Annotated in this window: 22 protein-coding genes; 11 read left to right on the plus strand and 11 right to left on the minus strand. The window is 67.8% G+C overall.

The window, feature by feature from the left end; translation table 11 throughout:
* Positions 1–23: 23 nt before the first annotated feature.
* From ACXJLH_RS12210 to ACXJLH_RS12225, 4 genes are all read left to right on the plus strand, one after another.
* Complete coding sequence (locus ACXJLH_RS12210; RefSeq protein ID WP_457444335.1) at positions 24–410, plus strand: hypothetical protein; 387 nt, start codon at positions 24–26, stop codon at positions 408–410.
* A 188-nt stretch (positions 411–598) separates the two neighbouring features.
* The gene (locus ACXJLH_RS12215; protein WP_457444337.1) at positions 599–2,131 is read left to right on the plus strand and encodes an IS1182 family transposase; all 1,533 of its coding nucleotides are present in this window, start codon (positions 599–601) and stop codon (positions 2,129–2,131) included.
* 288 nt (positions 2,132–2,419) lie between these two features.
* The gene (locus tag ACXJLH_RS12220) at positions 2,420–2,650 is read left to right on the plus strand and encodes a hypothetical protein (RefSeq protein WP_457444338.1); all 231 of its coding nucleotides are present in this window, start codon (positions 2,420–2,422) and stop codon (positions 2,648–2,650) included.
* Positions 2,651–2,781: 131 nt separating this feature from the next.
* A complete protein-coding gene (locus ACXJLH_RS12225; protein ID WP_457444340.1) occupies positions 2,782–3,084 on the plus strand; it encodes a hypothetical protein in 303 nt (100 codons plus the stop codon).
* A 116-nt stretch (positions 3,085–3,200) separates the two neighbouring features.
* Here ACXJLH_RS12225 and ACXJLH_RS12230 read toward each other — a convergent pair whose 3' ends face one another.
* Positions 3,201–3,494, minus strand: a complete 294-nt coding sequence (locus ACXJLH_RS12230) for a thiamine-binding protein (protein WP_457444342.1) — start codon at positions 3,492–3,494, stop codon at positions 3,201–3,203.
* Positions 3,491–3,724 (minus strand): hypothetical protein, encoded by a 234-nt coding sequence (locus ACXJLH_RS12235; RefSeq protein WP_457444344.1) that lies wholly within the window; start codon positions 3,722–3,724, stop codon positions 3,491–3,493. Before ACXJLH_RS12235 ends, ACXJLH_RS12230 begins: the two co-directional genes overlap by 4 nt.
* A 169-nt stretch (positions 3,725–3,893) precedes the next feature.
* Here ACXJLH_RS12235 and ACXJLH_RS12240 point away from each other — a divergent pair, with 169 nt between their 5' ends.
* Entirely contained in the window at positions 3,894–4,958 is a 1,065-nt protein-coding gene (locus ACXJLH_RS12240; RefSeq protein ID WP_457444346.1) for a pirin family protein, read from the plus strand.
* Between the two features lie 5 nt (positions 4,959–4,963).
* Here ACXJLH_RS12240 and ACXJLH_RS12245 read toward each other — a convergent pair whose 3' ends face one another.
* The 7 genes from ACXJLH_RS12245 to ACXJLH_RS12275 all read right to left on the minus strand — a co-directional run bounded on the left by ACXJLH_RS12245 (position 4,964) and on the right by ACXJLH_RS12275 (position 10,514).
* A complete protein-coding gene (locus tag ACXJLH_RS12245) occupies positions 4,964–5,254 on the minus strand; it encodes a MerR family transcriptional regulator (protein ID WP_457321279.1) in 291 nt (96 codons plus the stop codon).
* Positions 5,251–6,219 (minus strand): DnaJ C-terminal domain-containing protein, encoded by a 969-nt coding sequence (locus tag ACXJLH_RS12250; protein ID WP_457444348.1) that lies wholly within the window; start codon positions 6,217–6,219, stop codon positions 5,251–5,253. The genes ACXJLH_RS12245 and ACXJLH_RS12250 overlap by 4 nt, the downstream gene beginning before the upstream one ends.
* A 68-nt stretch (positions 6,220–6,287) precedes the next feature.
* Positions 6,288–6,575, minus strand: coding sequence for a DUF971 domain-containing protein (locus ACXJLH_RS12255; RefSeq protein WP_457444350.1), 288 nt, complete (start codon positions 6,573–6,575; stop codon positions 6,288–6,290).
* On the minus strand, positions 6,572–6,913 hold the full coding sequence (locus ACXJLH_RS12260; RefSeq protein WP_457444351.1) for a HEAT repeat domain-containing protein: 342 nt from the start codon (positions 6,911–6,913) through the stop codon (positions 6,572–6,574). The genes ACXJLH_RS12255 and ACXJLH_RS12260 overlap by 4 nt, the downstream gene beginning before the upstream one ends.
* A 123-nt stretch (positions 6,914–7,036) precedes the next feature.
* On the minus strand, positions 7,037–7,813 hold the full coding sequence (locus ACXJLH_RS12265; protein WP_457392096.1) for a hypothetical protein: 777 nt from the start codon (positions 7,811–7,813) through the stop codon (positions 7,037–7,039).
* A gap of 6 nt (positions 7,814–7,819) precedes the next feature.
* Positions 7,820–9,871 (minus strand): hypothetical protein, encoded by a 2,052-nt coding sequence (locus tag ACXJLH_RS12270; RefSeq protein ID WP_457444353.1) that lies wholly within the window; start codon positions 9,869–9,871, stop codon positions 7,820–7,822.
* A 10-nt stretch (positions 9,872–9,881) separates the two neighbouring features.
* Positions 9,882–10,514: a PEP-CTERM sorting domain-containing protein gene (locus ACXJLH_RS12275; protein WP_457444355.1), complete on the minus strand. Its 633-nt coding sequence runs from the start codon at positions 10,512–10,514 to the stop codon at positions 9,882–9,884.
* 239 nt (positions 10,515–10,753) lie between these two features.
* On the opposite strand from ACXJLH_RS12275, the gene ACXJLH_RS12280 reads away from it, so the two are divergent.
* Positions 10,754–11,275 (plus strand): YgjV family protein, encoded by a 522-nt coding sequence (locus ACXJLH_RS12280; protein WP_457444357.1) that lies wholly within the window; start codon positions 10,754–10,756, stop codon positions 11,273–11,275.
* Here ACXJLH_RS12280 and ACXJLH_RS12285 read toward each other — a convergent pair.
* Positions 11,241–12,116: a YihY/virulence factor BrkB family protein gene (locus ACXJLH_RS12285; protein ID WP_056200922.1), complete on the minus strand. Its 876-nt coding sequence runs from the start codon at positions 12,114–12,116 to the stop codon at positions 11,241–11,243. The genes ACXJLH_RS12280 and ACXJLH_RS12285 overlap by 35 nt on opposite strands.
* A gap of 126 nt (positions 12,117–12,242) precedes the next feature.
* Between ACXJLH_RS12285 and ACXJLH_RS12290 the strand changes: the two genes are divergently transcribed.
* Positions 12,243–13,400, plus strand: coding sequence for an AI-2E family transporter (locus ACXJLH_RS12290; RefSeq protein ID WP_457444359.1), 1,158 nt, complete (start codon positions 12,243–12,245; stop codon positions 13,398–13,400).
* An 87-nt stretch (positions 13,401–13,487) separates the two neighbouring features.
* Positions 13,488–14,483 carry a hypothetical protein gene (locus tag ACXJLH_RS12295; protein WP_457444361.1) on the plus strand — a complete coding sequence of 332 codons (996 nt, stop codon included), beginning with the start codon at positions 13,488–13,490 and terminating at the stop codon, positions 14,481–14,483.
* Between the two features lie 221 nt (positions 14,484–14,704).
* Here ACXJLH_RS12295 and ACXJLH_RS12300 read toward each other — a convergent pair whose 3' ends face one another.
* A complete protein-coding gene (locus tag ACXJLH_RS12300) occupies positions 14,705–15,643 on the minus strand; it encodes an MBL fold metallo-hydrolase (RefSeq protein ID WP_457444363.1) in 939 nt (312 codons plus the stop codon).
* 259 nt (positions 15,644–15,902) lie between these two features.
* On the opposite strand from ACXJLH_RS12300, the gene ACXJLH_RS12305 reads away from it, so the two are divergent.
* The 3 genes from ACXJLH_RS12305 (at position 15,903) to ACXJLH_RS12315 (ending at position 20,634) form a co-directional block, all read left to right on the plus strand.
* Positions 15,903–18,092, plus strand: a complete 2,190-nt coding sequence (locus tag ACXJLH_RS12305; RefSeq protein ID WP_457444365.1) for a TonB-dependent receptor — start codon at positions 15,903–15,905, stop codon at positions 18,090–18,092.
* A 673-nt stretch (positions 18,093–18,765) separates the two neighbouring features.
* The gene (locus ACXJLH_RS12310) at positions 18,766–20,256 is read left to right on the plus strand and encodes a sigma-54 interaction domain-containing protein (protein ID WP_457444367.1); all 1,491 of its coding nucleotides are present in this window, start codon (positions 18,766–18,768) and stop codon (positions 20,254–20,256) included.
* Between the two features lie 24 nt (positions 20,257–20,280).
* Entirely contained in the window at positions 20,281–20,634 is a 354-nt protein-coding gene (locus tag ACXJLH_RS12315) for a hypothetical protein (protein ID WP_457444368.1), read from the plus strand.
* Positions 20,635–20,768: the final 134 nt, after the last annotated feature.

Consider the following 20,768-nt stretch of genomic DNA (forward strand, 5'->3'; position numbering starts at 1 on the left):
GAAAGCAGCAATCCCACGAACCTATGCAGCGATCCTTCGAACCCAGCCAGGTCGCCTTCTGTGCCGCCGGCACCAACGTCGAGTTCTCCGGTTCAGAAGCCGGTGGGTTCGTTGTGGCAATTCATGGGGTGGTTGGGCTTGCCCGCACGAAGGTGCGCCTCAAGGTCGAGTTTGCTGGCGTCGCTGGCATTCGAGTAGACGATCCCAGTGATCGCCTTGCCAGTCCTGAGAACCCGATTCGCACCGTCGAGCAAAGTCCCTGGAGAGAACAATCGCTAGCCGAGTACGTCCAACGCTTCGGAACCAAGCTCCTTCCGGTCGCGTCGCCGATTCAACACTATGTCGTTCAAGGTCAAGAAATGACCGTTGCCGTTCTGGCGCGAACGATCAGCATCACGGAAGCGCAATGAGGCCAGCCACCACTCATCTTGCCGCCGGTGCGTGGCCTAACCAATTTCTACAGCGGACGGCTTCGCCGCCCGCTGAGCGCAGACGTTGACGCTGTGCAATAACCCAACGACATGCGGTAAATCCGACTGTCACCGACGCAGGCGTGTCGGCACGATCGCAGTCATCACGCTGCAGCCGGATGAAGCCAATGCCACGCTACAAGCTCGTAGATCGCAGTCCCCGCTTTCTGCCTGTTGTGCTGGCCGAGCAGATTCAACCCGGCACCTTCGAGTTCGCGCTGGATCATCTGGTCGATCATGAGTTGGACCTGAGCGCGCTGGATGCCAAGTTCAGCAACGATGAAGTCGGCGCCAGCGCCTACGACCCGCGCGTGATGCTCAAGATCGTGCTGCTGGCGTACAGCCGAGGCCTGGTCTCCAGCCGCAGCATCGAGCATGCCTGCCTGCGCCATGTGCAGTTCATCGCCATCAGCGGCGACAGCCAGCCCAGCTACACCCACATCGCCAAGGTCGTGCGCGAGTTGAAGGAGCAGATCCAGCCGCTGTTCACGCAGGTGCTGCTCACCTGCGACCGCATGGGCTTGATCGGGCGGCAGATGTTCGCCATCGACGGGGTCAAGCTGCCCAGCAATGCCAGCAAGGAGCGCAGCGGCACGCATGAGGAGCTCAAGCATCGGGCGCTGAGGCTGGACAAGGCGGCCGACAAGATCCTGGAACTCCATCAGGCGCAGGACGCTGGCGGCGAAGGCGCGCAAGCGCTTGACGCCAAGCGCCAGGCTCGCATCGATGAACTGCGCCGTGAAGCCCAGGCGACGCGCGACTTCGTGGCCCGCAACGAGCCACGGCGCAACGACCGTGGCCAGGAGCTCAAGAGCAACGTGACCGACCCCGACAGCGCCAAGATGGCCACAGGCAAAGGCGTGATGCAGGGCTACGCCGCGCAGGCGGCGGTGGACAGCGAGAACCAGATCATCGTGGCCGCTGAGGTGACGGGATCAGGCTCAGAACAGCACATGCTGCTGCCCATGATCGAAGCGACGGCTGCGGTGCGCGCGCCCGACACCTTGATCACCGCAGACGCCGGCTACCACTCCAACGACAACGTCCAGGCCTTGTGCGAGGCCGCCATCCCGGCCCTCGTGGCCGACAACGCGATGCGCCAGCGCGACGAGCGCTTCGCCGAGCAGGCCAAGCACAAGGCGAAGGGCGAAGTGCTCGCTGACAAGCGAGCGCGAGGCGAAAGCCCCAATCCGAAGGTCAAGGGCTTCTTCGGCACAGGCGACTTCGTCTTCCACGGCGACAACACCTGCACATGCCCGGCGGGCTGCACGTTGCGAAGCAGTGGCGCGCTGTACAAGGTGGGGCTGTACCTGCGGCAGGACTTCAAGGCCAGCGCCAGCGATTGCATGAGCTGCGCGCAGCGCGCTCAATGCATCCGCAAGCCAGACGCCGCGCGCAGAACGGTGGCGCTGCACACCCGAATGCCTGACGATCCTCAAGACCCGCTGCACCGCATGCGCCAGGCCATCGACAGTCCCCGAGGTCGCCGGCTATACAGCCAGCGCATCGCCACCGTCGAGCCGGTGTTCGCCAACCTGCGCCACAACAAGCGGTTGAGCCGCTTCACGCTGCGCGGCAAGGACAAGGTCGGCACGCAGTGGCGGCTGTTCTGCCTGGTGCACAACATCGAGAAAATCGCCAACAGAGGCGAACGATCATGAGGAATGGGAAAGGTGCGCAACGCGAGCAAGGCGCCAGAAGCGCCACGCAGGGCATTCAAAAGGTCCAATCCAATCGGGCCGGCGCCTCGATGCATCAAACGACGAAGAATTCCTCAGCATCCACGGTGATCAGCCGCTGCGGGCATCGCAGAAATCGGGTTATTGCCCAGCCTCGTTAGGTGGCAAGGCGCGCCGATGGCAAATGACCCGGTGTTGTTCAGGTTTCGAGACCCCTGTGAGCTCGCAGACTTCCGCGTCCAATTCCTCAAAGGAGAGGCCCCAGAACATTTGAAGGCTTCACTGGTTGTCGATGACGGCGAACTCAGGTTGCGTTTCACAAATCCGTATCCGCTCGCGGCTGCCGTTGCATTGGTCACTGAGAATCCGAGTGACGTTGTGGTCTACGACGGTCGTTTCGCTCAACGCGAGAAGCAGAAGGTCCGGGTGGGATTCTTCAATGACGAATCGCAGTATTTTGAATTCTGGGCCGAATCAGTGGAGGAGGTCACTCGTGATTGAGAGCGCGCGAGGGTCGTTGCCACCTAACTTGTCGATCGACACGGACGCCCAAGATCGTCCGCGCTCTGCGCGCGCACCCTTTCTCGGTCGCCGGTCATCTTCACGTTGAGCGTCAGGACGATGGAGATTCGATGAGCGCCACTTTGAGCAGCCTCGCCAATGAGCTGATTCAGCGCAAGCGCGTCTCGTTCTCCTTCTGCATGCCGGGCGGAAGCAATGAACGGGCGGCAGTCACCGTCCGTGAGTGCGAGGACTACGACTTCGTCGAGTACGGAGAAGAGTACAAGGAGGGGGAAATGTTCGAGGTTGGTCCAGCTGCACCGGCGCATAAGCTCACAGCTACAAACTTGGAATTCGAATCGGTTCATGCGGCCGGCCGAGCAGTCCTCATGGAACGCGCGTCCATTCAAGGCGAGCCGTGGCATGACGCTTAACCATTCATTGCAGCCGACCTGCGCCAGCTGCGCTGGCTGGTCCGCTGAATTCAGACGTTGAGCGCCCGCTTTCTGGCGATCTGCCAGGGGCTCGCCTATCTCCGCTTTGGGTCGCCTTACTTCCGGAACTTGCGCACCAGGTCGTCGACGCGAGGCCCGCCGGCCTGGGCTGCGCCGGAGACCTTGATGATGCTCAGCGTGCGCTCGGCGCCGGCTTCAAGGGTGGCCTCGTGGACGGCTTGCAGCAGTGGCCAGATCTTCTCGGGCGGGCCTTCGACGACCGTGCCCATGGCGTGTACCTCGTAGTGCAGGCCGGAGGCCTGAATGACGGCGATGGCGGCGTCGACATGCTTGTAGCGGTCGTCTGCCGTGCCGGTCGGCCGCGGGATGACCTGGATCTCGGCAATCATGTGCCGGCTGGTGGCTGCTGCGCCCACGCCGCGCCGCTGGCCAGGAGCGACAGCGACAGGAACGAAAGCCGGAAACGACGCAAATGTGAGAACGATGGATGTGCCATGTGCAACTCATGCAGATGGCAGGTCGGCAAGCGTTCGGGACCGCAATGCCGGCGCAAGAAAGTGAAAGCCGGCAGGCCCCTGAACATGCTTCCCTGCGCGAGGATTACCTCAATCAGGTTCAAAGGGACTCTCTCAGTCGGCGCGCACCTTGCGGTCGTGCCAACACCCCCAGCGGATGGCCGCGTCGAAAGCCTGGTGGCTGCCAGCGTGGCCGGCCGCCAGTGTAGAGAAGCCCGCGCTTCTTCAAGCTCACCCGACACGCGCTAGGCTGGCGCCCTTCAGGATGCCGCCATGACCACCGCCGCCTCGCCACCCGCCATCGTCTCCATCTCGCCGCTGGGCATGCCCTGGGAGACGCTCGACCCCTTCCTGTTCTGCGTCCACCACGACGACGCCTACCCACCCGGCAACGGCCGCTACGGGCCGGATGCGGCGCTGCTGAAGGGCCGCCAGATCGGCTCGGACTTCTCAGGGCAGGGCGGCTGGAGCATGTATCACGGCGAGCAGGTGCCCGGCTTCCCGGCCCACCCGCACCGCGGCTTCGAGACGGTGACGATCGTGCGCCAGGGCCGCATCGATCACGCCGACTCGCTGGGCGCCGGCGCGCGATTCGGGGGCGGCGACGTGCAGTGGCTCACCGCTGGCCAGGGCATCGTGCACGCGGAGATGTTCCCGCTGCTGCACACGGACAAGCCCAACCCGCTGGAGCTGTTCCAGATCTGGCTCAACCTGCCGGCCGCCAGCAAGATGGTGGCGCCGCACTTCACGATGTTCTGGTCGCAGGAGATCCCGCGGCACCGCTTCGTCGACGATGCCGGGCACGCGACCGACGTCGTCTGCATCGCCGGTGCCCTGCCAACGCCCGCCGGGGTGACCCAGCCGCTGGCGCCGCCGCCTGATTCCTGGGCCTCGCGCGAGCAGGCAGACGTGGCCATCTGGACCCTGCGCCTGGCGCCGGGTGCGCAGTGGGTGCTGCCGCCAGCGACGGGCGCGGACACGCGCCGCAAGCTCTACTTCTTTGCCGGCGCACGGATCACCGTCGATGGCCATGCCGTGGCCACGCGGCACGCGATCGAGCTGCGAGCCGGCGCCGCGGTCACGCTCGTCAATGGCGGAGAAACAGCAGCCGAGTTGCTGATGCTGCAGGGCCGCCCCATCGGCGAGCCCGTCGCCCAATACGGCCCCTTCGTCATGAACACGCAGCAGGAGCTGCACCAGGCCTTCGAGGACTACCGCCGCACCCAGTTCGGCGGCTGGCCCTGGAGCGACCCGGCGCCCGTGCATGGCGACGAGGCCGGCCGCTTTGCGCGGCACGCCGACGGCCGGACGGAACTGTTCCCGTCGCAGGAGGCTTGATCGTTCTATCCGCCCGCCCTGAGCCGGTGGATCTCCTCGATCAGGTCCACCACCAGCGCCGCAAGTTCCTGGTTGGCGTCGAAGTCCTGTTCGATGGCCAGCAGCCGGCCGGCGCGGTGCAGATGCGGGCTGGCGAAGCGCCGGCTTTCGCCGTCGCCACTGTGGCAGCCCAGCAGGCCGGCATCCAGCCGCTGGCTCAGCCAGTCGACGCTGACGCCGCAGGCGCAGGCCAGCTCTTCGAGCGTCAGCGTCTGCTCGTCGATGACCACGCCGACCAGCACATCACCGTCGTTCATGGCTCGCCTTCTGCGCGGGGGTGGAAGTCACGACCGACGGCAGCGGCCATGACCTCGTAGGCGGCACGCGCGCCCGGCAGCGTGGAGGGCGGCAGCACGACCTCGACCTCCAGCACCATGTCGCCTGCCGGCTCACCTGCCAGACCGCGGCCCTTCAAGCGCAGGCGCTTGCCATGCGGTGTGTCCGGTGGCACGGTCACGCTGACCGTGCCGGCAGGCGTGGCGGCGCTCACGTCGCCGCCCAGCGCGGCCTCCCAGGGCGTCAGCGGCAGCTGTTCATGTACGTCACGGCTCTTCTCACGGGCGACGTCCTTGAACTGGATCTCCAGGTACAGGTCGCCGCTCGCGCCGCCGCCACGGCCCGCCGAGCCCTGTGCCGGCAGGCGGATGTGCTGGCCCGCGCGTATGCCCTTGGGGATGCGGACCTGCACGTTGCGCACGACGACGGCACGGTGGCCCTGCTCGTCCGGCGCCAGGCCACGCACGTTGACCGAGCGCACGGCGCCGTCGATGGCGTCTGAGGCGTCGATGACCAGCTTGACGTGCTCATCGGTCCCGCGTTCGGGCTTGGCGTCCGGCGGCTCGGGCTTGGCATCGCGGCCGAACATGCTGGTGAAGAAGTCGCTGAAGCCCTGGCCACCTCGCCCGGCGGTCGCCCCGCCTTCATAGGTGAAGCCCTGCTGCCAGTCGCTGGGGAGCTCGGGCTCGGCGGGTTTGCCGGCGCCAGTGGTCGCCTGCTGCAGCGCCTGGTGCCGCCGGCGCACGCCGTCATAGGCGACGCGGCGCTGCGGGTCGGCCAGCACGTCGTAGGCCTCGTTGATGCGGGCCATGGACGCATGCGCATCGGCGGACTGGTTCACGTCGGGGTGAAGCAGCCGCGCCTGACGCCGGTAGGCCTGCTTGATGGCAGCCGCATCGGCATCGGCGGCGACACCCATGACCCGGTAATAGTCTTCAAAGCGCATGGGCCGAGTATGGAATTGCGGCGCGCAGGGACTGTCGGACGGGGCCGCCTTCCGCGGCGGACGGGTTCCTACGTCGCGGCGTTGACAGGCCCCAGCTCCCTCAGCCAGGTCCAGGGGTAGATGCCGCGGTCGTGGCCGTCGCTGAAGATGAGGTTCAGGGCGTAGCGGCCCACCGGCACGGCATCGACCAGCTCGGCCAGTGCGGGTGCGGGCTCGCCGCGCTCGGCGCGAGCACGGTAGCCGCCGCAGCGGCAGACGGCGCGCAGCCGGGCGGCTGGCAGCTCGGCCGCGCCGTCGGGCCAGCGCAGCTGCAGCGCGGCGGGTGTCAGCTCGACGGCTTGCGGGAGATCACTCATCGATCCACCCCGGCCGGCGCACCCAGGCGCTGCAGCGACAGGCGCACGGCCTTGCGGACCTCGGGGTCCGGGTCGGCGGCGGCGGCTTGCAGGGCGGGCACTACCGCCGCGTCGCCGATGTCGCCCAGCGCGATGGCCGCTTCCTTGCGCAAGTTGCCGGCGGGGTGGATGAGGGCCTCGCTCAGCTCGGGTACGGCTCGCACGTCGCCGATGCGGCCGAGTGCACGGGCGGCGCGCAGGCGGACCTGCCAGTAGTCGTCGGCCATGGCCTCGCGCAGCGCGGTGGCGGCGGCCGTGGCGCGCAGCTTGCCGAGCGTGGAGGCGGGGCGAGGCGGCATGGGCTAGCAGACGTTCGCCGGAGCGCGGGTCCTTCAGCTCCGTGAGGGACTGGGCGGCGGCAGTGGCGACTTCGGGTGTGTCGCTCAGCGCAGCGGCCAGCGCGTCAACGACGGCGGGTTCGCTCAGCCACCCGCATGCTGCAGCTGGTAGTCGCGCAGCGAGCGCAGCAGCGCCTGCTGGCGCGCGCCGGGCTGCAGCTGCCGCGCCACTTGCTCGAAGCGCCCCACGTTGCCGGCGTTCAGGAAGGGCCCGACGTTCTCGGCCACCGACTGCGCGGCCTGCCAGCCGCCGGTGTGGACGAGGCCGACGAACATGTCGTCGTAGCCGCTGGACAGGCCGAGCTGCTGCCACTGCTGCAGAACCGGATAGGCCTTGGCAAGCAGCACGGCGTCATAGGTTCGGCCCAGTGCCGCAACGGCAGCCGCCGCGGTCTCGGCCGACGGTGGCAGCCGAGCGGCGAGCGCCAGCGCCGCGGCCTGCACATGGCCGTCGGGGAAGGCCAGCAGCTCGCGCGCCCACGCGGCCTGGTCGGCGGGGCTGCCATGGGCGGTGAGGCGGTCCAGCTGCTCGAGCAGCAGGCGCACTACCTCGAAATGCTCGTCCAGGCCTTCGCCGCGGGTCAGGCGGCAGCTGTCGGCGGCGTGGCAGCGGACCAGCGTGCGCAGCGCCTGCGCCGGCGGCGCGCTGCCGAGCGATGCAACCGCGGCGGGCTCGACAGCGGCTGTGGCAGCCGGCAGCGGCCCGGCTGGCGACGAGGCGCTGGCGGAAGGGGCTTGCGCCAGCGCCCCAGGCGAAGCGGGCCGGGCGGTGGCGGCGACCGGCACGGCGTCGCCCCGCTGCGTCCACCACAGCCCGGCCACCACGGCCGCGGCGGCGGCCAGCGCAAGCAGTGCCTTCATCGCCACTCAGGGCTGCAGCGCGAGGAAGGCCGCGGCCGGCCAGCGGTTGGTCCGGCAATAGGCGGCGTTGCCGGAACGCACCAGGCAGGCGTTGACGAGGGCCGTGCCGAAGGGGCCGTAGACGTCGGTCTCGGCGGCGCCGTTGCGGGTCACGGTCTCGGTGCAATGGAAGCGGTGCGCCATGGAGCGCGCCGCGCCCCGCGGGCAGTCGCCATTGCCGGCGGCTGCGGCGGCCAGAGCCTTGCTCCAGATCGGCATCGCCAGCGCCACGCCGTCGACGACCGTCGCACGGTTGGCCGTGCAGACCGCGCCGCCTGCGCCATCCACGCAGGCCTGCACCGCTGCGGCCGTGAAGGGGCCGTAGGTGGAGCTGGTGCTCATGCACTGGCGCAGATGGTTGTCGTAGCGCGTGCCATTGGGGCAATGGGCGTGCTTCTGTGCCGACGGCGTGGCGGTCGGCAGCGCCCAACTGGCCAGCGTGGACGCCGGGTAGAGGTTGCCGGCAAAGATCCAGCCCTCGCGCAGCACGCCGTCGTTGTGCGTGTACTCGACGCGGTAGTAGAGGTTGTTGGCCGAGGCGGTGCCGAACACCTCCTTGACCTGCACGGCGGTGTTGGCCGGGATGGCGACGAGCAGGGCGCCGCCCGGTGTGGCGCGCATGTTGAGGTTGGGCACGACCTTGACCCAGTCGCCCGCATAGGCGATGGCGCCGGGGCCGGCTGGCGCGGCACCTACCGCCAGCGTGGCATGCGTGCCGGCATCTCCTGCGTCGACCCAGCCATCGGTCAGCGCGCCATTGATGTCGGCACGGATGCGATACAGGCGCTTCTGCTGCTGCGCGCCGCTGACCATGAAATCCAGCACCTGGTAGGTGCCCGCCGCCGCCTGACCCAGCACCATGCCGCCCGGCGCCGAGCGCAGGTCCAGCGGCTGCAACGTGGCGATCGCGCTGGCCAGCGACTGCAGGCCGGGCACCTGGGCGCGGCAGAGCTGGTGGCGGTTATGGTCGATGCGGGCGTAGCTGGCCGTCTGCGCGACATACACCTGCGTGATGCTGCCTTCGTCGAAGCTGGCTCGGCCGGCCAGGCAGGCGGCGTCGCGCACGTCGTCCACGCACTCAAGCGTGTTGTTGCCGGCCAGCACGCAGGCGGCGGCGCCGACCTGCAGCAGCTTGCCGGGCTCGACGTTGCCGCCCACCGGCACGGGGCAACTGGGGCCGTTGTCCATCAGGCAGGCCACGTCGATGCCGGCGGCCTTGCTGAGGTCGGCGATGTCGACCAGCCAGAGCTTCGCGTCGTAGTTGTCGCGGTAGCCGTTGTCCTTGGCCACGTTGACATCCGACCCGTTCTGCCAGCGGCAGACCTTGGTGGGGCCGCCGTTGTAGGCCGACCAGGCCGAGCGCGCGCGGCCGCGCCAGTACTCGTCGACCTGGGCCGTCGTGCCTGTCGGCACCGTCACGCCACCCAGGCAGGAAGCCGGTGCGGCCTCCCACGCCGCGTAGTAGATGTCGATCGCGTAGCTGAAGTTCTGCATCATGTTCCAGCCCTTGCCTTCCTGGAGCTGGACGAAGTGATAGCGGTCGTCGACCTGCATCATTCCGTGGCCGTGACCGCTGTCGCCGCGCATCATCTTCAGCGCATAGGGCTGGCCGGCGGCGGTCTGCGCGTCGCGGTAGTGCGACCAGAAGGTCTCCTGGCGCAGCGTTGCGTAGGTGCCGCGCTGGAAGGCTTCCAGCTCGCGCGCCGACACCGCCGGCTTGCGCGAGCGCAGGTAGCGGTCGCTCGCGTCGCGGATGACCGGGTACATGGCCTGCATGTAGCGCTTGCGCTCGTCGACGAGGTTGGCTGACGCGTCATTGAAGATGGTGCCGGTGTAGTTGCCGCGCACGAAGCTGTCGGGACCGAAGGCGTTGGCGTCGCAGCCCGAAGGGGCGCGGCCATGGGTCCAGGTGCCACCGACCTTGTTGGTGCAGGCCCAGTCGTTGGGCGTGGGCGTGTAGCCGGCATGGGCCGTGGTGGCCAGGCCAAGACACAGGGCGAAGAGAGCAAGTGCTTTCATGGCGGCCTCCTCAGCCCTGACGGCGGCGTGCCGCGATGGCCAGCAGGCCGGCGAGCATCAGCAGCACGCTGGCGGGCTCGGGCACCGCGGCCACGTCGCCGACGCGCACCGCCCAGGCCTGGGCCAGGGTGTCGGTGGCGAGCTGGTCCTGCAGACCCATGCCCATGAAGAAGCTCAAGGCCCAGCCGGGTTCGGAGGCCGTGCCCGTCCAGAACACCGGCCCGACCGGGCTGTTCGGATCGACGAGGCCGCTGAACGAGCCGGTCTGCGTGGGCCCGGCGGCCGTGTTGCCCAGGCCGGCGTAGAAGAGGTGGCCCAGCTCGCTGTTTGCACCGTTGTTGTTGATGCCGATGTCGGTGGAGCCGTCCTCTGAATAGTCCAGCTGCAGCGCGCTGCCATTGACCGGCGCCACCACCGGCAGGCGCCAGTCGTCGAAGCCGCCAAAGCTCAAGGAAGCCGCCCATTGCAGCGCGTCGGCCTGCGTGCGCAGCCCGCCGGTGGTGGCATCGGCCAGCCAGGTCAGGTTGGTCTGCGTGTCGTAGACCATGGCGCCGTTGGCACGCGGCTGCAATTCGGCGCGGGCCGTTGCACCGATCAGCAAACCAGTTATTGCCAGGCCGGCAAGCAGCGTCTTCTTGGTCATGGGCGGGGCGACGGCGTCGCGTGAACTGAGGGCGGGTCGCATGGTCTGCAAAACCACTGTGCAGCGACCAGCGGGTTAGTCCGGCAATGCCCTGCCAATTCAAGCGGGCGGCATAACCGCCTGGAATGCGCCCTGCCATGCACGAAGATGGGCTTTCCTGGCGTCAGCGGGACAATCTCCGGCCCACCGCCGCGCCTCCCTAGTTCTCGGGGGTCGACGACCTCCGCGTCCCCGCCCGCATGCCCATCGCCGACTGGTTCTCGCCCGCTCAACTCTTCGGCTATGTCGCCTTTGTGCTCGGCGTCGGCTGCTTCTTGCAGACCGATGACCGCCGCTTCAAGTGGTTCATGACGGGCGAGTGCATTGCCTATGTCGCCCACTTCGCGCTGCTGGGCAACCCGACGGCGGTGGTGAGTTCATCTCTGTCCATGCTGCGTTCGCTGTTGTCGCTGCATACGCGTTCGGTGTGGGTGGCCGTCGTCATCGTGGCGGTCAACCTCGGTTCTGGCTTGGGCCTGGCCCACAGGCCCAGCGACTGGCTGCCGCTGACGGCGTCCTGCCTGGGCACGATTGCCCTCTTCACGCTGCAGGGCATTCCGATGCGGCTGCTGATGCTGTGTGGCACCGGGCTGTGGATCGCCAACAACCTGATCGCAGGCTCCATCGGCGGCACGGCGCTGGAGGTGGTTATTGCGGTCATCAACCTGACCACCATCGCAAGGATGATCAGGTCTCGCCCAGCCGCTCGAACTCCGCAATGACCTGGGCTCCATACAGCAGCAGCGTGGCCGCGACCTCCAGGCTCAACAGCACGGCGATGGCCGTGGTCAGGGAGCCGTAGACGGTGCCGATCTGCGACAGCGTGCCGAAGTACCAGACCAGCACATGGCGCGACAGCTCCCACAGCAGGGCGGCGGCCAGTGCACCGATCAGCGCCAACGGCAGCGACGGCCGCCCGCCCGGCATGACCATGTAGACCGAGGCCAGCACGAAAACCTCGCCGGCAAACCCCAGCAGATAAAGCATGACGCCGGACACCCCGTCCAGCGACCAGCTGAAGCCCAGGAGCTCCACCTCGCGCTGGCCCAGGGCCTGGAAGCGGCCGGCCACCAGCGTCACCAGCAGCAGGCCCACGCTCAGGCAGAGGATATAGACATAGGGGATCAGCGCCGAGATCAGGAAATGCCGCTGGTTGAGCTTGCGCCGGTGATGAAAGATGGCCGACATTGCGCTCTCCAGCACGGAGAAGGCCAGCGAGCTGAAGAACAGCATGCTGACCAGCAGCACCCAGCCCATCACCTCGCGGTGGGCCAGGAAGCGCGCCAGCTCGGCCACCACGGCGGCCGACTGCCCCGGCACCAGCCATTCCAGGTAGCGGCCCACCGTCTGCAGCAGCCGCGCGGGGTCGACCCAGTGCGACAGCGCGATGACGCTGAGGATCATCAGCGGCACGATGGACAGCAGCGCGTAATAGGCCACCGCACCGGCCAGCAGCAGGCCCTGGTTGGCGCGGAAGGATTTGAGCGTCTGCCAGGCGAAGCCCCAGGGGTTGTGCAGCACGCGGGCGGTCTGGCGCGCAAACTGTTGAGTGAAAAGGCGCATGTCACAGGGTCGGCCACCGGCGCCGCACCGCCTTGTCGGCCGCCACAACGCCCCCGTGTCGGACGGCGCCGTGAAGCGTGCAAGAGCGAGCACGGGTGGGTGTAACAGCGCGTACGCTGCTCCGTCATGAGCGCCCTTCCCAACAGCACCGACCCTGCACCGCCCACCAGCGAACCGTTGCGCCTGCACATGCCGGTGGACGTGCGCAGCTTCTCGCTGGCGCTGCTGGCGCTGGTGGCCGTGCTGTTCACCCTGCATGTGGCCGCTGCGGTCTTCGTGCCGTTGCTGCTCGGCCTGATGCTGAGTTATGCACTGGCGCCGGTGGTCGAACAGCTCCAGCGGCTGCGGCTGCCGCGCGCGGTGGCCGCAGCCATGCTGCTGCTGAGCCTGGTGGGCGCTGTTGGTTGGACGGGCTATGCGCTCTCCGACGACGCCGGCAAGCTGCTCGAATCACTGCCCGCAGCCACCGAGAAAGTGCGCGCGGCCGTGGCGGCCCACCGGCCCGGATCGAGCAGTGCCCTGGTCCAGATGCAGAAGGCGGCCACCCAGCTGGAGCAGGCGGCCGAGGCCGGCGCGCCGGGGCCGGCAACAGCAAGCTCGCGCGGCATCACACGCGTCGTCGTCGAACGGCCGCGTTTCAACCTGCATGACTATCTCTGGACCGGCACGCTGGGCCTGCTGGCCTCGGTGGGCGCGGTGATGGTGGTGGTGTTCATCGCCTTCTTCCTGCTGGCATCGGGCGACACCTTCCGGCGCAAGCTGGTGCACCTGGCCGGCCCGACATTCGCCAAACGGCGCCTGACGGTCCAGACCCTGGACGAGATCGGTGCGCAGATCCAGCGCTACCTGCTGGTGCAAGTGTTTACCAGCGCCGTGGTGGGCCTGACCATCTGGCTGGCCTTCCTGCTCGTGGGCCTGGAGCACGCGGCCGTCTGGGGCGTGGTGGCCTTCGTGCTGGACTTCGTGCCCTACCTCGGCGCCGCCGTGCTGACCACCAGCGCGGGCCTGATGAGCTTCGTGCAGTTCGGCAACATGGACATGGCGCTGCTGGTGTCGGGCATCGCGCTGGGCGTGCACACGCTGTCGGGCAATCTGCTGATGCCGTATTTGAGCAGCCGCAGCAGCCGCATGAACGCGGTCGTCGTGTTCATCGGCGTGCTGGCCTTCGGCTGGCTGTGGGGCGTGTGGGGCCTGCTGCTCGCCGTGCCCATCCTGGCCAGCGTCAAGGCGGTGTGCGACCGGGTGGAGGGGCTGCAGCCCATCGGCGAGCTGCTGGGTACCTGAACGGGTGGCCGCCGGCCGCGCCGCATAACGCTCCGCTGACGCTGCCGCGGCTAGACTGGCTTTCTCCTCACCTGGCTGGAGCCCCTCATGAACCGTGTCGTGCCCTGGGTTGCCGCGCTCACGTTGAGCATCGGACTCGCACCGGCCTGCCTGGCCGCCTACACCGCCACCGCCGAGGTCAACGCCCAAGCGCTGGGCCAGGCCTCGGTCAACGAACTCGCCCCGGTCGTGTTGGGGTCGAGCGACCAGCAGCGCGACACGCGGGCCAGCGGAACGGCCACTGCCAGCGTCGGCGTTGGCAGACATGCCCAGGTGGGTACGGCCGATGCCGGCGGGGGCGCCAGCAGCTGGGCGCAGGTGGCGGCGGGGGGCATTCAACTGCAGGCCACCGGCACCGGCAACGGGCTGTTCCTGTCGCCCGGCGACGCCTGGTTTGCGCGCATCCTCGGCCGCGGCACCGCTTACGCCGGTGCCAGCTTCAGCGACGGCCTGACCTTCTCCGTGCCCGGGCTGGCGGTCGGCGCACCGCTGACCTTGACCTTCGGGATCAATGTCACCGGCAGCATCTCCAGCATGGGCCAGTTCGCCCAGGGCCTGTCGGGCTACGGCACGGTCACCGACATGCGCTGGCATGTCTCGCTGGGCAACCTCTCCGACGGCCGCAGCGAAAGCGAATACAACAGCAACGGCCTGATCGACCGCAGCGCGGTGGCTACTGGCCTCAGGAGCTTCGTGGCGACGGTCGGCAACGGCGTGCCGACGGTGCTGACCATGGAGGCCTCGGTGGGCGCCTCGGCGCAGGGTGGCGTGAGTTGCCGCGGTTGTGGCTTCGCCGCGCTATATGCCGAGGGAAACTCCTACGCCGACTTCAGTCACACCTTCGCCTGGAACGGTATCCAAGGGGCCCTCGATGCCGCCGGCAACCCGCTCGCGCTGGCCGACCTGCAGGTCATGTCATCGTCGGGCTTCAATTACCTGAGCGCCTGGTCGGCCCCGGTGCCCGAGCTGCCGTCGCCTGCGCTGATGGCGGCCGGCCTGCTGGTGCTGGCGGGCTTCGTTGGGAAGCGCCGCCACCCTCGCTGAGGCCGCAAGTCGTTTCATTTGGGGCACCATGCGGCTCATGTCGCGCGCCTGCCCTGATCGAGTCCTGCGGCGTCTGGCCGACGCGGCGCAGCGCGTGGAGTTGGGCGGGTTGCAGCAGCCGCTGGCCGCCAGAGATGCGGCGCGGTTGGCCTGGCTCGCGATCGAGGGGCCGCCGGCTGGCGCGAGAACTACCTGACCCGCGCGCCGGTGCTGGTGCAGGCTCAACGGTTGGCCGAGTAGTTCACCGGCAGCCAGTCATAGCCCTTGCCGTCGGCGCGCAGCTTGCCGATGCCGGGGAATGACACGTGCGTGACCGCCACGTAGTAGCCGTCTTTGGCCGCAGCCGCATAGGCCTTCTCGCGGGCGGGCGCGGCGGCCTTGGGGTCGGAGTCGAAGCTCATGGTCACGGCCGGCTCCGGGAACTGCACGGCGGCGACGTGCATCAGGTCACCCCAGAACATGATCTTCTGGCCCTTGCTCTCGGCGACATAGTTGCTGTGGCCGGGCGTGTGGCCATAGGCCGGATAGGCCTTCACGCCAGGCACGATCTCCACACCCGCAGCGCTGCCCTCGAAGGGCTTGAAGCGGCCCGCGTCGGCATACGCCTTCACGTTGGCCGCGATGGCCTTGGCACCGTCGCCCTTGGCGACCTGTTCGGGTGCCAGCCAGAAGTCGGCGTCGCGCTTGTCCACGCGCAGCGTCGCGTTGGGAAAGTTGGCCTTGCCGTCGACGGCAGTGCCGCCGATGTGGTCGCCGTGCATATGCGTGATGACCACTTCGTCGACCTGCTCAGGCGCATAGCCCGCAGCCTTGAGGTTGGCCAATACCCGGCCCAACGTCGGGCCGTACAGGCCAGCGGCGCCGGTATCGACGAGGACGATCTTGGCCCCGGTGTTGATCAGGTAGGCGTTGAAGGATGTCTCCAGCGGCACGCCGAGGTAGGCGTGCTGCAGGGCCTTGACCGTGTTGGGCACGGGCTGCTGCAGCAGCTTGTCGACGGGCAGGTCCAGCGTGCCGTCGGACAGGGCCGTGACCTCGAAATCGCCAAGCTGCATGCGGTACCAGCCCGGCGCCTGGCCCTTGAGCTGCGGGCCGGCGGCGAAGGCTGTGGTGGCACTGAAACCAATGGCGATGGCGGCGGGAAGCAGGCGTTTGAGCATGGGTCGTCTCCGAGGGATTTGGGGCAAGCGGCGCAGGATAGCTGCGGGTTTCGTCCCTTGCAGCCCCAAGGGTCGTTGTCTGCAAACTGGACACCGTCCGCGCCGGCAAACGACTGGAATCCGGACGGCCTCAGCGCCACGGACGGCAAATTCGCGGGTTAGCTCGCAAGGGTTTGCCTGTAACTCGCCCCGACTTGGCGCGGGCATGGCTTTTGCGCTTTCTCTCCTGGTTCCGAACACAACAACCAGGAGACAAGCCATGACCCGACGCCTGCCGGCGCCCTCGCCGCTGCATTTCGCCATCCTCGCCGCACTCGGCGCCACGATCGCTCTGCCGGCAGCCGCACAAAGCGCAGTCGAGCCGGCGGTGACGACGCTGGAGGTCGTCAAGGTCACGGCGCGCAAGCGGGAGGAGTCGCTGCAGGACGTGCCGGTGGCGGTCACGGCGCTGACCGCCGACCAACTCGACAAGCTGGCCATCAAGGATCTCGGCGACCTGCAGGGCCAGGTGCCCAACCTGACCATCTACGCCGCACGCGGCAGCAACACGACCATCACGACCTTCATCCGCGGCGTCGGCCAGGCCGACCCGCTGTGGGGTGTGGACCCCGGCGTGGGCATCTATTTCGACGACGTCTACATCGCCCGACCGCAGGGCGCGCTGCTGGATGTGTACGACGTGCAGCGCGTGGAGGTGCTGCGCGGCCCGCAGGGCACGCTGTACGGCAAGAACACGATTGGCGGCGCGGTGAAGTACGTGTCCAAGCCGCTCCCCACGACGACCGAAGGCTCGGTGACGCTGGCGGTCGGCAGCTATGGCCAGGTGACGGCCAAGGGCGGCGTGGGCACGGCCGTCAATGACGGCCAGATCCGTTTCCGTGTCGCCGGCGCCAGCCTGAACCGCGAGGGCTACGGCAAGAACCTGACCGACGGCAGCCCCGTCAGCGACCAGGCCACGACCAGCGGCCGCGTGTCCCTGGGTTGGTTCCCGACCGGCTCGAGCTTCAACGCCCAGGTTTCGGTGGACCGCACAGGCGACGACTCGCACATGCGCGGCTTCCAGCGCCTGAACGTCAGCGCCTTCGACCCCGCCAAGACACCGCCCACCCCGGGCCGCTACGACATCGCGACAGGCATGCCCAATGCCAACGGCACCAGCAGCGAGGGCGAATCACTGACGTTGAACTGGGGCGCCAGCGAGGCCTGGAGCCTGAAGTACATCCTGGCGCATCGCGCTTCTGACACCAGCACCTCCATCGACTTCGACGGCCTGCCCAACAGAACAGCCGACGTGCGCGCCGAGTACCACGACAGCTCGCAGAGCCATGAGCTGCAGGCCATCTACGAAGGCCAGAACAGCTCGGGCGTTGTCGGTGTCTATTACTTCGACGGACGCGCCGGCGGCACGGTGCGCAACAATTTCTTCAACCTCTCATTCGGTACGACCAACGGCCTGGTCTACACCGAGGGCAAGGCCGTCTTCGGCGACTGGAGCTGGCGCCTGAGCCCGGCCTTCAGCGTCAGCACCGGCCTGCGCTACACCAAGGAGGACAAGCGCGCCGTCGTGCTGAACCAGGCCTTCGCCAACGATCAGTTCAGCGGCACGCCCATCGCCGTGCCGGCCAATTTCGACAAGAGCCTCTCGGTCAGCAACACCTCACCGCGCCTGTCCCTTGAATACAGGGCCAGCAAGGAGATCAAGCTCTACACGACAGCCTCGCGCGGCTTCAAGAGCGGCGGCTACAACATCCGCGCCAACACCGTGGCGTTCCCGTCTTCGGGCAGGCCCTTCGCCGACGAGAAGCTCGACTCGCTGGAACTGGGCGCCAAGATGATCCTGGACGGCGGCCGCCTGGAGCTGAACACGGCCGTGTTCCACAACAAGTACAAGAACGTGCAGCTCTCGGTGTTCACGAGCTACACCCAGGCCAACGGCCAGCCCGGCTTCTTCGGCGACTTCACCAATGCCGGCAAGGCGACCGTGCAGGGCGCCGAGGTCGAGTTCCTGTGGATGCCGACCCCCGCCTGGCGCATCAGCGGCAACCTGGCCACGCTGGACGCCAAGTACGACGAATACATCGACCGCGGCGTCAACGTGGCCGACCAGAAGAAGTTCACCAACACGCCCAAATACCAAGCGGGCCTGAACATCGAGCACAACGCAAAGCTGGCCATGGGCACGCTGCGCTCGCGGCTGGGCGTCACCCATCGCAGCAAGGTCTACCCGACGACCGACCTGTCCGAAGCGCTCGCACAGGATGCCTACACGCTGGTCAACGCCGGCCTGATCTGGGAGAAGGACCCCAAGCTGAGCTTCTTCCTGCAGGGCAGCAACCTGACCAACAAGGCCTACAAGACCGACGGCTACAACATCGCCGCACTCAGCGTTTTGAATGCCTACTACGGCCCGCCGCGCACGTTCACGTTGGGTGGCACCTTGAAGTTCTGAAGGGGGTGGGCTGGGTTGCTCTTGCGACGAGCCTTTCGACTCGTTGCAGTGCCGCGGGAGTCCGCCCCGCGAGGGCGGGTAACTTTTCTCTGACGCGCCAGAGCAAAGTCACCAAAAGAGGAGCGCTCAATGCAATCCGCACTCGAGCGGGATCAGGCGCTCGCTTTGCTCGAACCGGGCCACACCACGAAGCGAGCCGCTGCGCTCTCGCACACGACTTGTGAAGAGCGCCAGCGATCGGATCGTCAAGCCAGTTAACGCCGGCTGCACGCCGGGCTCATCAGGAAATACCGAACAGCCGCGTCGCCCGAGCGACGCTGCATTGGGCTGTTTTGATGAGCCCGGCGTGCAGCCGCGCGTCGAACGGGCCGCTGATGCGATGAGCTGCGCGGGTGACAAGTCGTGTGCGAGAGCGCAGCGGCTCGCTTCTTGTCGCAATGTCGGTGGTTGTTTTCGCGCGCCACTGATGGCGGCGTCGCGCTCGTGTGCGGTTCAGGGCCTCTTCTTTGGTGACTTTCTTCTGGCCCCGCAGAAGAAAGTTACCCGGCCGCCGGGACGGACTCCCGGCAATGCAGCGATCAGCGGCACGCTTCGCAAACGCAACCCACCGCATCAGACCGCACCCAGCATGTCATGGCACCTACCAGCGCCACCGCGCTACATTCCCGCCGTCATGCCCCTGTCCAAAAACCAGACACCCGCGCCCGCTGGCATCCCGCAGGATGTCGACGGGCTGTTGCGCCTGGCCGCCCAGTCGATGTTCGACGTGCTGGCCCGGTCGACCGAAGGGATGATGGTCGTCGACCGCAACCACCGGGTCGTCTGGATCAGCGACGGCTACAAGCGCTTCCTGCCGGCGCTGGGGTTCACCGACGAGCATGAGTTCGTCGGCAAGCGCGTGGAGGACGTGGTCCCCAACACGCAGATGCTGCAGGTGCTGGAGACCGGCAAACCGGTGCTGGTGGATCTGCTGACCAACAAGGCCGGCACCTTCCTCGTCAGCCGCCTGCCGCTGCGCAACGACGCCGGCGAGGTCATCGGCGCGCTGGGCCTGGTGCTGCTGGATCACCCCGAGACGACCATGCAGCCGCTGATCCAGAAGTTCGCGCGGATGCAGCAGGAACTGGAGGACACGCGCCGCCAGCTCGCCGCGCAGCGCCGGCCCAAGTACACGATTGCCAGCTTCATCGGCACCAGCCCCGCAGCGCTGGAGGTCAAGCGCCAGGCCCGCCGCGTGGCGCAGACCGACTCGACGGTGCTGCTGCTCGGCGAGACCGGCACCGGCAAGGAGCTGATGGCCCACGCCATCCACTCGGCGTCGCGCCGCGCGCACCGGCCGCTGGTGGGCGTCAACATCGCCGCCGTGCCCGAGACGCTGCTGGAGGCCGAGTTCTTCGGCGTCGCGCCCGGTGCCTACACGGGCGCCGACCGCAAGGGCCGCGACGGCAAGTTCAAGCTGGCGGATGGCGGCACGCTGTTCCTCGACGAGATCGGCGACATGCCGCTGGCGTTGCAAAGCAAGCTGCTGCGCGTGCTGCAGGAGCAGGAGGTCGAGCCGCTGGGGTCCAACACCGTGCTGCGTGTGGATGTGCGCGTGATTGCCGCCACCAGCCGCGACCTGGCAAGCATGGTCGCCACCGGCCAGTTCCGCGCCGACCTGTACTACCGCCTCAACGTGCTGCCCATCCGCGTGCCGGCGCTGCGCGAGCGCCTGGACGACATCGAGGCGCTGGCCGAGGCCCTGGGCGAAGACATCGCCCGCCGCAGCGGCATGCCGCAGAAGCTGCTGAGCCCCGATGCCATCGAGTGGCTGATGCAGCAAGCCTGGCCCGGCAACATCCGCGAGCTGCGCAACACGCTGGAGCAGGTCAGCCTCATGAGCGACGACATGCAGCTGACGGCGGCCACTTTCCAGGGCGGCTCGGCGTTGCCGACCTCCGTGCCCGCGCCGGTACCTCAGCCCGCCGCCCCGGTCATGACCACGGCCCAGGCCGTTGCGCCTCTGCCCGAGCTGATCGAAGCCCTGGAACGCGACGCCATCGCCCGCGCGCTGCAGGCCACTGGCGGCAACCGCATGGCGGCAGCCCGGCTGCTGCAGATCTCGCGGGCGTCGCTGTACGAAAGGCTGGCGAGGTGGCCGGAGCTGGAAGGTAAGGAGGCCTGACACAGGCGCTTCGCGGACCCGGCCATGCACATCCACAAGGATCCGCTTCCGAAGGGCTACAGCTTCGTGCTTCGCTCCAGCCAGCTCGAACGCGCGTTCGAAGCCGCGGGAATTCGCACCGAAACCTCGCTCTGGCACACCAGCTCCAACAGCTTCGTCATTGCACGTTTCGTGCTGCCGAATCCGAATGTGGCTCACGAACGGTTCCACGTCTCGGCCGGCATCGTTCCCGCGGCTCGTGCGCGTGAGACCCGCGAGCGCCTCGAAACCACGGTCATACCGCAGCTGATTGCCTGGGCCAACAGCGTGCTTGGGTTGCCAGCGAATTCCACGCGACGCGACAAGCAGCGATTCGAGGTGGACCTGTCCAGGCTCTGACGCTCGATCTGGAGAGTCTGAATCTCAGGCGACGTCCAAATCCTGGACACTCAACTTGGCGGTTTCGACCAAAAACCTGGTAGCAACCCGAAGAGAAAACCGCCCCGGCGACCCTTCCCCGCCGGGCACGGCCC

This window comes from Roseateles sp. P5_E4 (genome assembly GCF_054049255.1).

Coding starts and splice junctions, on each gene's coding strand:
- ACXJLH_RS12260 (WP_457444351.1), bottom strand. CDS start 6,913: ATGCCGCCTCGCCCCGCCTCCACGCTCGGCAAGCTGCGCGCCACGGCC.
- ACXJLH_RS12210 (WP_457444335.1), top strand. CDS start 24: ATGCAGCGATCCTTCGAACCCAGCCAGGTCGCCTTCTGTGCCGCCGGC.
- ACXJLH_RS12245 (WP_457321279.1), bottom strand. CDS start 5,254: ATGAACGACGGTGATGTGCTGGTCGGCGTGGTCATCGACGAGCAGACG.
- ACXJLH_RS12305 (WP_457444365.1), top strand. CDS start 15,903: ATGACCCGACGCCTGCCGGCGCCCTCGCCGCTGCATTTCGCCATCCTC.
- ACXJLH_RS12215 (WP_457444337.1), top strand. CDS start 599: ATGCCACGCTACAAGCTCGTAGATCGCAGTCCCCGCTTTCTGCCTGTT.
- ACXJLH_RS12265 (WP_457392096.1), bottom strand. CDS start 7,813: ATGAAGGCACTGCTTGCGCTGGCCGCCGCCGCGGCCGTGGTGGCCGGG.
- ACXJLH_RS12295 (WP_457444361.1), top strand. CDS start 13,488: ATGAACCGTGTCGTGCCCTGGGTTGCCGCGCTCACGTTGAGCATCGGA.
- ACXJLH_RS12285 (WP_056200922.1), bottom strand. CDS start 12,116: ATGCGCCTTTTCACTCAACAGTTTGCGCGCCAGACCGCCCGCGTGCTG.
- ACXJLH_RS12255 (WP_457444350.1), bottom strand. CDS start 6,575: ATGAGTGATCTCCCGCAAGCCGTCGAGCTGACACCCGCCGCGCTGCAG.
- ACXJLH_RS12315 (WP_457444368.1), top strand. CDS start 20,281: ATGCACATCCACAAGGATCCGCTTCCGAAGGGCTACAGCTTCGTGCTT.
- ACXJLH_RS12240 (WP_457444346.1), top strand. CDS start 3,894: ATGACCACCGCCGCCTCGCCACCCGCCATCGTCTCCATCTCGCCGCTG.
- ACXJLH_RS12290 (WP_457444359.1), top strand. CDS start 12,243: ATGAGCGCCCTTCCCAACAGCACCGACCCTGCACCGCCCACCAGCGAA.
- ACXJLH_RS12250 (WP_457444348.1), bottom strand. CDS start 6,219: ATGCGCTTTGAAGACTATTACCGGGTCATGGGTGTCGCCGCCGATGCC.
- ACXJLH_RS12300 (WP_457444363.1), bottom strand. CDS start 15,643: ATGCTCAAACGCCTGCTTCCCGCCGCCATCGCCATTGGTTTCAGTGCC.
- ACXJLH_RS12280 (WP_457444357.1), top strand. CDS start 10,754: ATGCCCATCGCCGACTGGTTCTCGCCCGCTCAACTCTTCGGCTATGTC.
- ACXJLH_RS12230 (WP_457444342.1), bottom strand. CDS start 3,494: ATGATTGCCGAGATCCAGGTCATCCCGCGGCCGACCGGCACGGCAGAC.
- ACXJLH_RS12275 (WP_457444355.1), bottom strand. CDS start 10,514: ATGACCAAGAAGACGCTGCTTGCCGGCCTGGCAATAACTGGTTTGCTG.
- ACXJLH_RS12310 (WP_457444367.1), top strand. CDS start 18,766: ATGCCCCTGTCCAAAAACCAGACACCCGCGCCCGCTGGCATCCCGCAG.
- ACXJLH_RS12270 (WP_457444353.1), bottom strand. CDS start 9,871: ATGAAAGCACTTGCTCTCTTCGCCCTGTGTCTTGGCCTGGCCACCACG.
- ACXJLH_RS12225 (WP_457444340.1), top strand. CDS start 2,782: ATGAGCGCCACTTTGAGCAGCCTCGCCAATGAGCTGATTCAGCGCAAG.